This is a genomic window from Paenibacillus sp. FSL R5-192 (genome assembly GCF_000517845.1).
Lineage (GTDB): Bacteria > Bacillota > Bacilli > Paenibacillales > Paenibacillaceae > Paenibacillus > Paenibacillus amylolyticus.
Genome location: NZ_ASPR01000002.1, coordinates 304,288 through 319,063 on the forward strand (window position 1 = coordinate 304,288; position 14,776 = coordinate 319,063).

The 14,776-nt window shown below is 47.3% G+C and carries 12 protein-coding genes; 8 read left to right on the top strand and 4 right to left on the bottom strand.

The features are described from left to right. Positions 1-56: 56 nt before the first annotated feature. The gene (locus tag C161_RS31290; protein WP_051449525.1) at positions 57-1,694 is read right to left on the bottom strand and encodes a hybrid sensor histidine kinase/response regulator; all 1,638 of its coding nucleotides are present in this window, start codon (positions 1,692-1,694) and stop codon (positions 57-59) included. Positions 1,695-2,175: 481 nt separating this feature from the next. On the opposite strand from C161_RS31290, the gene C161_RS01340 reads away from it, so the two are divergent. From C161_RS01340 to C161_RS01350, 3 genes are all read left to right on the top strand, one after another. Beyond that, complete coding sequence (locus C161_RS01340) at positions 2,176-4,137, top strand: anaerobic ribonucleoside triphosphate reductase (protein ID WP_036667844.1); 1,962 nt, start codon at positions 2,176-2,178, stop codon at positions 4,135-4,137. Beyond that, entirely contained in the window at positions 4,134-4,643 is a 510-nt protein-coding gene (gene nrdG / locus C161_RS01345; RefSeq protein WP_036667845.1) for an anaerobic ribonucleoside-triphosphate reductase activating protein, read from the top strand. Before C161_RS01340 ends, nrdG begins: the two co-directional genes overlap by 4 nt. 217 nt (positions 4,644-4,860) lie before the next feature. After that, positions 4,861-5,700 carry a methyl-accepting chemotaxis protein gene (locus C161_RS01350; RefSeq protein ID WP_036667846.1) on the top strand — a complete coding sequence of 280 codons (840 nt, stop codon included), beginning with the start codon at positions 4,861-4,863 and terminating at the stop codon, positions 5,698-5,700. A 148-nt stretch (positions 5,701-5,848) separates the two neighbouring features. On the opposite strand, the gene C161_RS01355 is transcribed toward C161_RS01350, so the two are convergent. After that, positions 5,849-8,671, bottom strand: a complete 2,823-nt coding sequence (locus tag C161_RS01355; RefSeq protein WP_036667848.1) for a glycoside hydrolase family 3 C-terminal domain-containing protein — start codon at positions 8,669-8,671, stop codon at positions 5,849-5,851. 369 nt (positions 8,672-9,040) lie between these two features. Between C161_RS01355 and C161_RS01360 the strand changes: the two genes are divergently transcribed. The 5 genes from C161_RS01360 (at position 9,041) to C161_RS01380 (ending at position 13,490) form a co-directional block, all read left to right on the top strand. Continuing rightward, positions 9,041-10,585, top strand: a complete 1,545-nt coding sequence (locus C161_RS01360; protein ID WP_036667850.1) for an FAD-dependent oxidoreductase — start codon at positions 9,041-9,043, stop codon at positions 10,583-10,585. Between the two features lie 295 nt (positions 10,586-10,880). Continuing rightward, entirely contained in the window at positions 10,881-11,210 is a 330-nt protein-coding gene (locus C161_RS01365; RefSeq protein ID WP_036667851.1) for a PadR family transcriptional regulator, read from the top strand. Next, on the top strand, positions 11,203-11,796 hold the full coding sequence (locus tag C161_RS01370; RefSeq protein WP_036667852.1) for an HAAS signaling domain-containing protein: 594 nt from the start codon (positions 11,203-11,205) through the stop codon (positions 11,794-11,796). The genes C161_RS01365 and C161_RS01370 overlap by 8 nt, the downstream gene beginning before the upstream one ends. After that, positions 11,793-12,692, top strand: a complete 900-nt coding sequence (locus tag C161_RS01375; RefSeq protein WP_036667854.1) for a DUF4097 family beta strand repeat-containing protein — start codon at positions 11,793-11,795, stop codon at positions 12,690-12,692. Before C161_RS01370 ends, C161_RS01375 begins: the two co-directional genes overlap by 4 nt. Before the next feature lie 78 nt (positions 12,693-12,770). After that, positions 12,771-13,490 carry a 3-ketoacyl-ACP reductase gene (locus tag C161_RS01380; protein ID WP_036612827.1) on the top strand — a complete coding sequence of 240 codons (720 nt, stop codon included), beginning with the start codon at positions 12,771-12,773 and terminating at the stop codon, positions 13,488-13,490. Between the two features lie 292 nt (positions 13,491-13,782). On the opposite strand, the gene C161_RS01385 is transcribed toward C161_RS01380, so the two are convergent. Both C161_RS01385 and C161_RS01390 read right to left on the bottom strand, forming a co-directional pair. Then, positions 13,783-14,322, bottom strand: coding sequence for a helix-turn-helix domain-containing protein (locus tag C161_RS01385; RefSeq protein WP_036667855.1), 540 nt, complete (start codon positions 14,320-14,322; stop codon positions 13,783-13,785). Between the two features lie 63 nt (positions 14,323-14,385). Further along, the gene (locus C161_RS01390; protein WP_036667856.1) at positions 14,386-14,751 is read right to left on the bottom strand and encodes a glyoxalase superfamily protein; all 366 of its coding nucleotides are present in this window, start codon (positions 14,749-14,751) and stop codon (positions 14,386-14,388) included. Between the last annotated feature and the right edge of the window lie 25 nt (positions 14,752-14,776).

Sequence of the window (14,776 nt, forward strand, 5' to 3'; positions counted from 1 at the left end):
AAAATGAAAAAAAGCGCACCTATAAGGTGCGCCGAATAAAGATCTATGATCATGATCTAAGGCAAAGTAATGCTCAATGCATTCAAAAGATCAGCCTGTCTGACCGGCTTGGTCAGAACAGCATCAAAGGCTTCTGCTTCATGCAATTCAATGTGCATACCATAAGGAACAAGAACAATGACGGGCAGATTCTCCAGTCGCTGTTTCAGTTCATGTACAAAATCAACCGCGCCGCCTTCCATTAATCCCATATCCACAACGGCTACATCCGGCATGAATCCTTCCTTGATCCAATCATGCGCTAATGTCACACCAGAGGTCATGTGTACATCCATCTCCCACCTACGCATCAGGGAAGAGACACCTTGCAAAATATCAGGGTCCTTGGCAAGCAACACCTTTTTCCCTTTTAACCGTTGCTGAACACTTGCGAGTTGAGGTAACTCCCAGTATCTGCGCAATGGAAGGGAGATGTTGAATTCCGTCTCATTTTCCTTCACACTACTCACCTGAATACGGCCATGCATGAGAATGGCAAGATTCTGGCTTACAGCTAAACCTAGATTGCTTCCGATCAGTTTTTGGATATTCAAATTTTCATCTTGGCTGTTAAAGGTTGGTGTCTTCTTGTCCGATAACATCTGACCCGTGTACTTCACCTTGAGCTGAAGTGTACCGGTCTCCTCCAATTCTTCTCCGTTCACCACTGCTGTAATCAGAACGGAACCTTCACGCGTTGAATCGAGAGCATACTGAATGACGTGTGCAAGCAACTGTCCAATCTTGACTTCATCACCAACGAACACTTGAGATACATTCAGTTCAAGATTTAATCCCAGCTCAATGTTCTTGCCCGTCGCAATCCCGGCATAGAGATACACGGTATTCTCAATGGTGCCTACCAGATCAAACGGATCATCATGTATAACCGTTTTACCTGCTTCATTAATGTTGAAATTCATCATATTATTCAGCAAGGAAAGCAGAATATTGCCGCTTGTCTCAATCATGTTCACATATTCGGACTGCTCCTCAGGCATATCCGGTGTGCGCATCAGATCTGTCAGTCCCAAAATACCGTTCAAAGGATTGCGAATCTCGTGACTCATTAGCTTCAACATCTGTGTTTTGGTCATAGCCTCAGATTCGGCACGTTCTTTCTCTGCCTGGAGCTGTTCTTGCATTTGTTCCGAATCACTCAATTTCTGCTCCTGAACATGCAACGTGCTTTCCAGATCAACAACATAACCCAGGAATACAGCCATCGCCTTCAGTGTCTTCATATCGGTTTCGCTGATCACATAACCAGGATCATCCATCAGACAGATGGTGCCAAATGTTTCGCCCGATCTTCTCATAATAGGCACGCCCACGAAGAAGCGATTGCCAAGTCCGCTCGTAACGCCCATGGATCGTGTCATCGGATGTTCACATGTATCCGGGATCGTAAGAACGCTACCGTTGTCTCTTAATACCAGGCTGCAATATGAATCCGTAAATGGAAGTGCACTGCCTTTAACAATTAACTCTTCCGTACGATTAAAGGCTTCCAAAATGACATTGGTCACCCCGTCATTCGTCGCAACAAAGATGGTATTGACCTTCAATATACCACTTAATACGTCTACGATATGGGCCGCAGCTTCCTTTATATCTTCATAGAAGCCTCTTGTAATGCCTTCTGCCGTCCCCATGATTCACCCCTCTTATCTAAGCTGCACTTTCAAATCTGTATTTCAGAATGTTTAATCACGTACAGGGGTCATCAAAAATCCGAATAGCTGTCACAATCTATACTTATATGATTAACACCGTAGAAGTATAAGAGAATCATACTCCCTGCCTATTGCCCATTTGTGAACAAAAGCAGGTCTTAAACGGATGGTTTAACGACCGCGAATTCATTGCAACTCGCCTTTTCAGCTCGATTAAAGTCCATCTTGTCCGACTTCGGATATTATACTTGCAGAATAACTAGAAATTATACGCTTCCGCTCAGACTTTGGGAACCTTTATCCGCAGCAATTAAAGGAAAGTCCACTTTGTTCAGTAAGCTGTGTGATCATTATCACACCCAAAAAACCACATATAGTTTATAAATGGATAAGACGAATCTACATATAGTATTTAACGTGAATTGAATGATAACCAAAATCATTTTAGGAGGAACCTTACATGAACATGCTTGAGTATGCCACCCCACCGGCATCCGATCTATTATCCGACCTGGGAAGACGAATTATTGGCGCAGAAGACGCCGATACGCTGAGGGAAAATGCGAATCTGAACGGGGATTCCTTCAGTGGTAAGATGAGCAGGCTCGGTTCGGAGACCGCCAAGTGGCATGCTCTGCGTCATGTGTTGCCGGAAGAGCTTGCCCAAGCTGTGGAGAATGGGGATCTGTATGTACACGATCTGGATCAGTATGCACTTGGAACGACCAACTGTATCTTTATCCCGTTTGACCGTCTCCTTGCTGCGGGTTTCAACACAGGTAACGGATCGGTTCGCACACCTCAGACGATCATGTCTGCCATGGCTCTGGTTGCGATCATCTTCCAATCCCAGCAGAACAGTCAATATGGCGGTGTATCGGCCAATAAAATTGACTGGGATCTGGCCCCTTATGTACAGCGATCGTTCCGCAAACACTACCGCAAAGGGCAACGGCTCTTTGGTGAAAATGTTCTGATCGGGGATGAACAGCTTCATCTGGATAGCATCGAAGCGAAGAATCAATGTCCGCGGGCATATGCCTTCGCCTATGAAGAGACTGAATTGGAGACAGGACAAGCTGCTGAATCACTGATTCATAACCTGAATACGATGAGCAGCCGGGCGGGTGGTCAGATTCCATTTACTTCACTGAACTATGGATTATGTACTTCTGCGGAAGGACGGTTGGTATCACGCTCGTTGCTGGAAGCAACCATTCGTGGTCTGGGCAACGGGGAGACTCCCGTGTTCCCTCAACATATTTTCCAATGTAAACAGGGGATTAATCAGGCTCAAGGAGAGCCGAACTATGATCTGTTCCGGCTCGCAGTCACCTGTTCATCCCGGCGGATGTATCCTAACTTTGTCAATGTGGATGCCTCTTTCAATCTGCCCTACTATCATCCGGAAGATCCGGATACGATCATCGCAACCATGGGATGCCGCACACGTACACTGGCTGACCGGTTTGGTCGCAATCGTCAAAGTGGTAAAGGTAATCTGTCCTTCAACACCATTAACCTCGTGAAGCTCGGCATCCGGTTTGGCATCTGCCAAGGTGCAAGAGCTGTCGCTGACCGAGCCGGATTCTATACTGCTTTGGAGTCAGTTATGCATAATGCCGCTTCCGGCCTGTTACACCGCTACCGAATTCAGACATTGCAGCCTGCCAAGGCATCGGACTTCATGATGCGGGAGGGTGTATGGGAAGGTGGAGAACAGCTTGGCCCGAACGAGCCGGTTGCCGAGCTTTTAAAGCATGGAACATTATCTCTTGGTTTTATCGGTCTCGCGGAATGTATGACAGCTCTCTATGGGCGCCATCATGGGCAGGACCCTCATGTACATCGCGAAGCGCTCAACATTATTCGGACCATGAGAGAGTTCTGTGACCGGATGAGCGAGCAGCATAACTTGAATATCACACTGTTTGCCACACCTGCTGAAGGGTTGTCCGGCAAATTCACGAAGATCGACAGAGAGCGTTATGGCATTATTCCCGGAGTGAATGATAGGGAGTATTATACGAATTCATTCCATATCCCGGTCTACCACACGCTTCCAGCATATCGGAAGATTGAACTGGAGGCCCCATTCCACACTTTATGTAACGCGGGTGCGATCTCCTATGTGGAGCTTGACGGAAACGTTCGGGCCAACACCGCAGCTTTCCTGCGAATTGTACAGTATGCACTGGCGCAGGATATCGGTTATTTCTCCATTAATCATCCAATTGATCGCTGCCCTGCATGTGGTTATGAAGGCGTCATTGGGGATGTATGCCCAAACTGTGAAGCCCACGAGAACCATGTACACTTCCAGCGGTTACGCCGCGTAACTGGCTATCTGACCGGAGATTACAAAGTACGCTTCAATGCTGCAAAGCAGGCCGAAGTGCGGGATCGGGTGAAACACCGGTGAATCTATATGGTTACATCCCGGAATCGGTGAATGAAGGAATCGGCCTGCGTGCCGTGTTGTTCATCAGCGGATGCCGTCACGCCTGTCCGGGCTGCTTCAGTCCGGATTCATGGAGCTTTCGAGCGGGTGAGCCCTTTACAGAGGAGCGGCAGCAGCAGATTCTGCATGAAGTGACGACCCATCCATTGCTGGATGGCGTTACGTTGTGTGGTGGTGATCCCTTTTTCTCGGCAGCAGAATGTACGTCTTGGGTCCAGCAGCTCCGCGCTGCACGTCCTGATCTGACGGTATGGGCCTACACGGGATTCGAATATGAAGAACTGATTACCGACCCTGCAAGAGCGGAGCTTGCCCGGTTGTGCGATGTGATTATTGACGGTCGATACGTTGAAGCGGAGCGTGATGTTTCCCTTCCCTTCCGCGGCAGCCGGAATCAGCGTTTGATTGATGTCCGTGCAACACTAGCCACTCGAACCATCGTTACAATGCAGCTCAGTATGCTGTAAAACATTGGTTTTATTCCCCTCACCAACTAACAAGGCACGTGTCCCCAGCGGACTCGTGTCTTGTTGGCGTATAGCGGTCTTCTTTAAGAAATAGGTTTTATCCATTCTCTCTATTTTCTTCTCTATTGCATGACGATATATAATATAGGTAGTTATTAAGTTAGCATTTAAAATTTAACCGTTTACATAAGGTAACCAGGGAGGAATCATCTTTTATATGGATATTGTTCAAGCATTAATTACATGTATGCCTTTCTTTCGAGATACGATTCGTCAGGATGTAACCCTCTCCGTGATTGATCATGAGAAATTCCTATATTTCTCAGCAGGGGAATCGTTAAAACAACTGAATTATCAACCCGGCGACCCTCTATTGGATGGAAATCAAAATTTTGCTGATCTCAACGGCGGTACAGTCAAACGATTCGATCACTACCCTAAAGATTTATTCGGTGTTCCTTTTGACGTGGCTTTTATCCCCATTAAAAATGAAAAAGGTGAAGTCATCGCCCTGTTTAATCTGCTCTACAGTATGGATGACCAAGACCAGTTGCAACAGCTCATGGATGCTACCGAAAATCTGACTAACCAGTTAATTGACAGTGTACAGCATGTAGCTGCACACTCCGAGGAACTCAGTGCCACAACCGAAGAGATCCGGAACAATTCCAAACAAGCCGTACAGAAATCAGGCAATGTCACTCAGGTCGCCAGTTTCATTCGTGAAATCTCCGAACAAACCAATCTGCTTGGCTTGAATGCTGCCATTGAAGCTGCTCGTGTAGGGGAAGCTGGTGCAGGTTTTGGCGTTGTTGCCAAAGAAATTCGCAAACTGTCTGTGGATACCAAAGAAGCGACGGCACGTATTGAAGATTCTCTTCTCTCAGTTCGGCAATCCATTCAAGGCATGGAGAATGAACTTGGTGAGATCACTGCAAGCTCCCAAGAGCAGGCTGAACTCGTAAACAATTTCATGAGCACAATTGAACAATTGAATGAAACCAACAAACAATTGAAGCAATTTGTGCAAAAAATGATTACGTTTGACGGTAAATAAAAATACGTTTAATGAAACAAACGCGGTTCATATCATAGAAATTTGCATAATTCGATTCCTACCGCTCAGGGGATTTATGCAAAATGGTCATTAAACAACAAACTAAGCCTCCGAATGTATTCGGAGGCTTTTTCATTAGCTATTTGACTTAACGGATCTCGAAGTGACTGATGCGCACACCTGCTGACAGCACAATGTATACATCCTGCGCACCTGATGCACCTGTGAGTTCCGCCTTCACGGTAGACCACTGCTGGGCTTCACCTTGCGCCAGTTCCACAAGTCCTGCGAGCGTACCGTCTGGTGAACCGAGTCGAACTTCCAACACAGCGCCTGCTTGTTCTGCGGATACACGCGCTTCAATTGCTGTTGCCCCACTACCCAGATCGGCATCCTTAAAGGCAATCCATCCTTGCTCACCAACTACACGGACAGCACTTCCGCCCTCTTTGCTTTCATCCAGATCAACACCCAGGTAAGCATCATAATTCTCGGCACGAGTAGCCACACCCAGATTACGCGCAGGGATCGTCTCTCCTTCTACCGTCAGGTCTGCAACCAGCTGAACATCGGAGGATGACTTGGCAACCATGATGGAGTATGTTCCGCTTTCCACGACATAACGATCACGAGTCACATCCCAGATTGCCAGTTCATGCACAGGCAAGGTGAAGCTGACTTTTGCTGTAGCTCCCGCTTCGATATGAAGACGACGGAATCCTTTTAACGTTTTGAGTGGACGTTTTACCCGAGATTTTCCTGCACGAACGTACAACTGTACAACCTCGTCACTAGCACCTGAACCGGTATTGGTTACATCTACAGTTACCGTAACGTTGCCCTCTGTACCCACTTGAGCTGGGCTAAGTTCCAAATTGCTGTATTTAAACGTTGCATACGTCAGACCATGTCCAAACGGATACAATACATTGCCTTCAAAATATTGATACGTACGACCGGATTGAATGATATCGTAATCCTTGATGTCGGTCAGTTGATCTGCTGATTGTACCCATGTCATGTTCAAACGGCCTGCTGGCGCATAGTCGCCATAGAGTACGTCTGCTACTGCGTTACCCAGTTCCTGTCCTGCGTGTGAAGTATACAATACCGCCGGGATGTTCTCCTGGACCCAATTCGATGTGAATGGATAACTGCCCACGATGACCACAACCGTATTCGGGTTCGCGGCATAGACCGCCTCAACCAGACGTTGCTGGGATTCGGCGAGATCCAGACTTGGACGGTCAATCTCTTCTTTCCCGTTTACAAGGGGATTATTACCAACAAAAACAATCGCCGTTTCCGCAGCCTTAGCCGCTGCTACCGCTTCCTCCAGTCCATTCACAACCACATCCTGCTTGAATGTCTCTGTGGCACCAAAGGTTTTCAGTTCTTCGGACACTACTAATGCATCGTTTCCACCATTAGGTGCAGTCACCGTTTTGCCATTCCAAGTAGTCAGACCTACACTGCCATCCTCTTGTGGCAACAGGTGGAATACTTCCTTCACGAACCAGCCGTATACTTCATCAGCGGAAGCCGTTACGGTCTCTTCATCTGTGGTCAGATATTTGCCGTTGCTTTCGGCCTGCAAGGTATAACTTCCGAAGCCCCAGTCGGACACCATAAACGTCTCCGCTTCTCCCGAAGCAATCACAGGTGATTTTTCACCTTCTGCCAGTCCAATTTTCTTCCCACTGGCTACGGAAGTTAACGTAATACGGTCATTACCATCCTTAAACGATACTTTATCGTTGCCTACTTTGCCACGGATCGCCTCAAGCGGGGATACGTTATACGGCATGGTACCTGCATACCAGTCACGATAGACCGTTCCACCCAACTGACCAATCACAGCCACTTTACCAGCTTTTGTTTTGTCCAGCGGGAGCGTGCCTTTGTCGTTTTTGAGCAATACCACTTGTTCTCTTGCAGCTCTGAGCGACAGTTCTTTTGCTTTCTCTGTCATCATGGACTCTTCACCAATAGAAGCGTACGGGTTGCCTTCTTCCGGATCGAACTCGCCCAGACGGAAACGCACACGGAACGTATTGAACAACGCCTTATCGATGTCATCCATCGTGAGTGTACCTTGTTCCAATCCTTCACGCAGTGCCTGTTTGGACAGCTCAGCATCATCGGTGATGCTATCAATTCCGGCCTTCACGGATTCTACGGTACCTGGTGTGTGGGAATCATAGTATTTATGATCATTCATGATGCCCATTACGTCGCCTGCATCACTGACAATGAAACCATCCATGCCCCATTCGCCTTTGACAATCTCGTTCACAAAAGGATGCAACAACGCTGGCGTACCATTAATGGAGTTGTACGCCGTCATCATCGACTGTGCGCCGCCTTCCTTAAATGGCTTCTCAAACGCCTTTAGATAATATTCACGCATGTTGCGCGGATCAATGCTGGACGAACCACTTCCGCGATCCACTTCGTTATTATTGGCGAGGAAATGCTTCAAGGTAGCGACCGCTTTGTAATACTTTGGATGGTCACCCTGAATTCCTTTGACCAATGCTGTTGTCAGCTCGGCTGTCAGTTCCGGGTCTTCACCATACGCCTCTTCATTCCGTCCCCAGCGCGGGTCACGTTCCATATCCACTGTAGGTGCCCACAGCGTAAGACCGTTCACTGCCGGATTGCGTTTATAAAATACACGCGCCTCGTCTCCAAGTACGGAGCCAATCTCCTTCATCAGATCCGCATCCCATGTGCATGCAAGCCCCACCGGTTGTGGGAAAGATGTTGCTTCTCCAAGCCAGGCCAAGCCGTGGGCCGCTTCTGTTCCGTGTTTGTATGCAGGCACACTCAGGCGGTCTACTGCCGGCTGATATTGCAGCATGGATTCAATTTTTTCATCTTCCGTCAAGCGGGATACAAGGTCCTTCACACGGGTGTCTAACTCTAGTGCTGTATCTTGAAACGGATATTTCGTTTGGTTGGTCGTCATATAGAATCTCCTTTGGTTATCGGTAGTTAATTAAAATGATAGCGAATACATATCTCAAGAAAAAACGAGGGTTAATTCGGAGGAAATATTTCTTCCGATGGATGGATTAGTCCTTTTATAATCAACGTTTATAGGTGTAAAATTTTATCTTCTTATCAAAACCTAAAACGATTTCGGTAATCTTATCATATAGCATGTTTAACAAAAAAAACAGAGGTTCTGCGCAGGAAATTGTGAACATCCCCTCTGCAAAATCTGAACAACACCGTTTTTTCCTGGCATAGTCTGGCAATCATGAATAAGAGTACAACGATGTGCGCTGAACGACAATCGCATCAACCGAATGAAGATGATTAAGGAGGAAGACAAATGAACGACAATCAGCAGCCCGAGACGGGTCTGCCCCCGGTCCCAGAATCACTTTGGCGTGCTACGCATGAATTCGATAGCTATCCGAAACTGACAGAAGATATCACCGCGGATGTAGCGATTATTGGTGCCGGTATTGCCGGCATTACTACAGCCTATCTGCTCGCGAAGACGGGTATGCGTGTAGTCGTGCTGGAAGCTGGAAAAGTATTGGATGGCACAACCGGTCATACCACGGCCAAGGTATCTGCACAGCACGGCGTCATATTTGATGAAATTATGCATCACTTCGGAGAAGAACAGGCTCGGATGTACTATGAAGGCAATGCCGATGCCGCGAAGTGGATGCGCAATCTGGTGAAGGAAAAACAGATTGATTGCCAGTGGGCAGAGGAAGATGCCTACGTCTACATTCAATCAGAGGAAAACATCAAAAAACTGGAGATCGAGCTGACCGCCTATGGCAAACTCAATATCCCTGGTGAGTGGGTAGACCCACTCCCTATTCCAGTTCCCGCAAGGGCAGGCATTCGCATGCCGGGTCAGGCACGATTTGATCCGTTGGCCTATCTTCACTACTTGCTTGATTCCGCTGTGAAACAAGGGGTTCGTATCTATGAGCATACCACCGTAACCGATGTGGAGGAGGATGCTTCCCTGCATGTCAGAACTTATGGAGATGGTCCATCCGTAACAGCGGAACATATTGTCGTGGCTTCTCATTTTCCCGTCTATGATCCCGGATTTTATTTCACACGATTACACGCCGAACGATCCTACGCTGTATTAGTCGAACCGGAGAAACCTTATGCGGGCGGCATGTACATCTCGGACGATACACCGTACCGCTCCTTGCGTACCGTCTTACATGACGGTAAGGAACTTATCCTCTTTGGCGGCGAAAATCATAAAACCGGACAAGGCATCTGCACCTTCGGTCATTATGAACGCCTGGAGCAGTTCGCAGCGGAGACATTTGGCATCCGCAACATCCCTTTTCGCTGGTCAGCCCAGGATCTGATCTCCATCGACAAGGTGCCTTACATCGGACCGATTACCGGAAGACATGAACGAGTCTATGTGGCGACCGGGTTTGCCAAATGGGGAATGACAACGGGTACCATGGCCGGTCATATTCTCGCAGATCGCATCACCGGACGTGACAACCCTCATGCTGCCATATTCGATCCGGCAAGATTCAAAGCTGATCCTGGCATGAAACACTTTATTGTGGAAAATATGAATGTAGCCAAGGAATTAATCTCCGGTAAAGTAGGCATTGTGCACAAAAAGGTTAGCGATATTGGTGAAGATGAAGGAGCCGTCGTTCGTCATAATGGCAAACGTGCTGGCGCCTACAAGGACACCAGTGGCAAGCTGTTTCTCGTGGATACCACCTGCACCCATCTGGGTTGCGAAGTCGAATGGAACGAGGGCGAACGTTCGTGGGATTGCCCATGCCATGGTTCCCGCTTCGATTATGCAGGCCATGTCATTGAGGGCCCTGCTGTGGAAGACCTTAAAGTTCTGGATACACAAGAATAACCGACATTTAGCGATTAACCTGTAACCAAAGAAACAAAAGTTCATCTCATAGACCGGATCGGAATCCGCCTTCAGACGGAAGTAACCGATCCGGTTTTTGCGTATGCTGAATTATAGCTAAACAGACAGCTTCAGCTGATCATCAGTATTAAACGAACTTATTATCGATCAATCGTGATACGGAACTATTTTAAAGTCACTACCTTGCATTAAACAGTACTGGATGCTATGATGACTTCACCACTACTGAACAATATACACTAGCGATAAATGAAGCTACGAAGGAGGAACCTGTGTGAATGTGAACATCCAGTTCAAAAAAGGAGTATTGGAGCTGTGCGTCCTGGTATTAATTAACCGCCAGGATCGGTATGGCTACGAACTGGCTCAGGCGGTCTCCAAACATATCGAAGTTGCTGAAGGTGCACTGTATCCCTTGCTTCGCCGGCTTGTGAATGACGGTTACTGCACCACCTACCTGCAAGAATCAAGCGAAGGACCGCCGCGCAAGTATTACCGACTATCCGATACAGGTCGCGACTACATGACGGCACTGACGACAGAATGGAATGAATTTGTGCGCAATGTCGCAAATCTGATTGAGGAAGGAATCCCCAATGAATAGACAACAATTTATGAAAGCCATGGAAATTCATCTACGGCCGATGGACCCATTCGAACGGGCTGAGTTGCTCGCCGACTATGATCAACATTTCGAGCTTGGACTACGAGAAGGCAAGCTGGAAGAAGAGATCGCTCGGGAACTCGGACAGCCGGAAGAAATCGCCAAGGAAGCACTCGGTGATCGTTATGACATGCATACGCCGGGTTCAGATGCGTTCTATGCACCGACGTATCGCGAGCTGCGGTCACCCAGAAATAACACCAGCGCCACTCGCAAATTTTTCACAGCTATCGGCCTGTTATTCCTGAATCTGATCCTTGGCATTCCTCTTGGTCTCATGATGTGGTCGGTATGGCTTGTTATTGCCAGCCTTTCCTTGCTGGTAGTGGCTCCTGTAGCAGCAGTTGTGGACTTTGTATTCCTGGGCCAACTCGATAAACCGGAAATTTTCGTTGCGATTGGCGCTTTCGGTGTCGGCATTTTGTTTGCCATCGCATCGAAGTATGTCTTTAGAGCCTTCAAAATCGTCACTCTTCAATATATTAGATGGAATAAAAACACGATGAAAGGGGATGTTTCTGCATGAGTACCAAGAAGTGGCTTGCTTTGGCTGTGATATGTATCGGAATAGGTTTGCTTGGGACATCCATCTATGGCGTTCAGTTCGGGGATGAACGGGAGCATTATTCTAAACGATGGGATTTCAAAGCAGATGAATTGCAGAACATTATCATGAATGCTAATTTCAGTGCAGATATTGAATTTGTCATAAGCCCCGATTCGAATGGTTATATCGAAGTGGATGGTAAATGGGACCCTACCGTAGTCAAAAGCTTCGAACAAGCCACTTTATCCAAAGGCACATTCCAACTGTCTCAGACAGCACGTGAACGATTGCAATTTTTCACCTTGTACTGGAATGATCAAGACTCCACAATAACGGTTGCTCTGCCTGAAGGACACCAATTAAATGAGGTTAAGCTGGACTCCTCTTCAAGTGACTGGGATCTGACAGGTCTGAATGCCAATCAGCTTGAGCTGAACAATACCTCAGGTTCCATACGTCTGGAAAATATTAAGGCGCCCAATATTGAATTGGTTCTAACTTCTGGTGACATTAACGCTTCCATGATTGATGGAGACATGACCGTGAAACAGACATCCGGAAGCTTCACTGCTGATCAGATAGTCGGTCAAGTCAACAGTGAGATTAAATCAGGAGATATTGAGATCACTGAATTGAATGGTGCGGCCGATGTTAAATTCACCTCGGGTAGCATTCATATTGAACAGTCCCATGCTGCGCCAATCAATGCATCCGGAACATCTGGAGATATTTTCATTCAAGCTGCACCTGATTTTGACGGAATCTATGATGCTAAGGCTACTTCCGGAAGTGTCGATGTACCTGAATCGCCAATGGTGAGCCGCGAAGTGATCAAGGCCCGTACTTCTTCTGGTAGCATCGAGATTACCAGATAGTGATGAAGCCAATTTCCGAACTGTGGGTAATAATAGTATAATTGAATGCTAGTCCATTTCTAAGGAGGAATTACCCACATGGAACTTAAAAATAAAACAGCGATCATCACAGGTGCCGGAAAAGGTATCGGCCGTGCGATCGCTGAAGCTCTTGCCAAAGAAGGAGTGCACCTCGGCCTTATTGCACGTACCGCTTCCGATCTTCAGGCTCTGCAACAGTCTCTGAGTCAAGAATACGGTGTGAAAGTAACCAGTGCAGTAGCAGATATCTCGGATCGCACGCAGGCCGAAGCCGCTGTAGCAGCCATCGAGATGGAACTCGGTGCGGTGGATATCCTTATCAATAATGCGGGGATCGGAAAGTTCGGAACGTTCATGGAGATGGAGCCGGAAGAGTGGGAGCGCATCCTGCATGTTAACGTTATGGGTACATATTACGTTACACGCGCTGTCCTTCCGAGCATGATCAAGGAAAGTAGCGGCAGCATTATCAATATTGCTTCCACTGCAGGTGAGCGCGGATTCGCTACAGGTTCGGCATACTGCGCGTCCAAGTTTGCATTGCTTGGCATGACCGAATCTCTGATGCAGGAAGTGCGCAAGTCCAACATTCGTGTAACGGCACTGACTCCAAGCACCGTTAATACGGAGCTTGCGACCAATGCCGGACTGAAAATTGGCGACGAAGATCGCATGATGCAAGCGGAAGATGTAGCTGAACTTGCACTCGCAACGCTCAAGCTGTCCGACCGTGTCTTCGTTAAAACAGCAGGCATCTGGACAACTAATCCACAATAGACAGGTGCTTCTGACCTTTCTAAGGAATCTCTCGCACCTTATTGTACTCTTTTGCAGGAAATGAGAAACGTAACGAATCACTGCGAGGTTATCTCGCCAGAATTCTGTGGAATGTAGCCAAATTACACACACAGCAGTGAAATAAAGCGCCTGAGATTCGTTACATCTCGAGATCTGCTTAAACTCATCTAATAGGGTTCGCTCAGTTCGTTAGAAATATAAAAGGACGTTTCCCATTGTACATGTATGCAGGTTCGCATGTTCATGACTTGGGAGCCGTCCTTTTTGTATTTTACAGATGATCCAGACCCAATTCTTTGGACACCGCAATGAGCACCACCGCAGGTTCCTCACCGATATTGGTCACTTCATGGGGCACGATCGCATTCCAAGTAAACGAATCACCCACTTCAAGAACTTCCACATCTTCGCATTGCTCCGCACGAATCTTGCCCTGCAACACCAGATGGCTCTCCTCCCCAGCATGTTTGCTGATCCCGGTCGAAGCACCTGGCGGTAACTCCACAATGGACATACGCATCGCACCTTTGGCTGTAAGCTGCTGCACTTTGATCTGTCCGCTTCCTGCTGTCGTCTCCTTACGCTCGTTCTTACGTACCACATTCATCCGTTGCTCCGGTGTCAGCAGCAAATAGGGAAGTGGCACTTCCAGATAATCCGCAATACTTTCCAACGTAGCAATGGAAGGTGACGTTTTGTTATTTTCTACGTTGCTGATAAAACCTTTGGACAACCCCGTGCCCTCGCACATCTGCATGATCGTAATCTGTTTCTGTTTGCGGATCGTACGAATAGCCAAGCCAATATCCATATCGCGTCCCTCCCTTCTATTGATTTTTAAACACTAGACGTCCGCTTCGCTTCTTCAGGTTATCTATTCGGCGCTTGCCTCAACAAATATAATTCGATTACCAAACGGATCAGTCACGGTCATTTCTCTTGATTGCCAAGGGGTCTCCTCTATACCGGGTCTCGCATGTTTGTACTCTTTCTGACGAAGTGCATCATGGAATGTATCCAAGTTATCCGTCTCCACGCGCAAGGCAGCTCCAGGTGTACAATCTCCATGATGTTCGGAGAGATGAATCACGATGGAATCGAGTGAAATCTGCATATATAAGGGCATTTCTTGCTCAAATCGATGTTCCCAATCCAATTGGAAACCCAGGTATTCAAGGTAAAACTCTCTAGCTTTATTTTCATCAAATATTCTCAAGATAGGCACGATACTCTTTAACATCCTAATCACGTCCTCGGGAATAAGA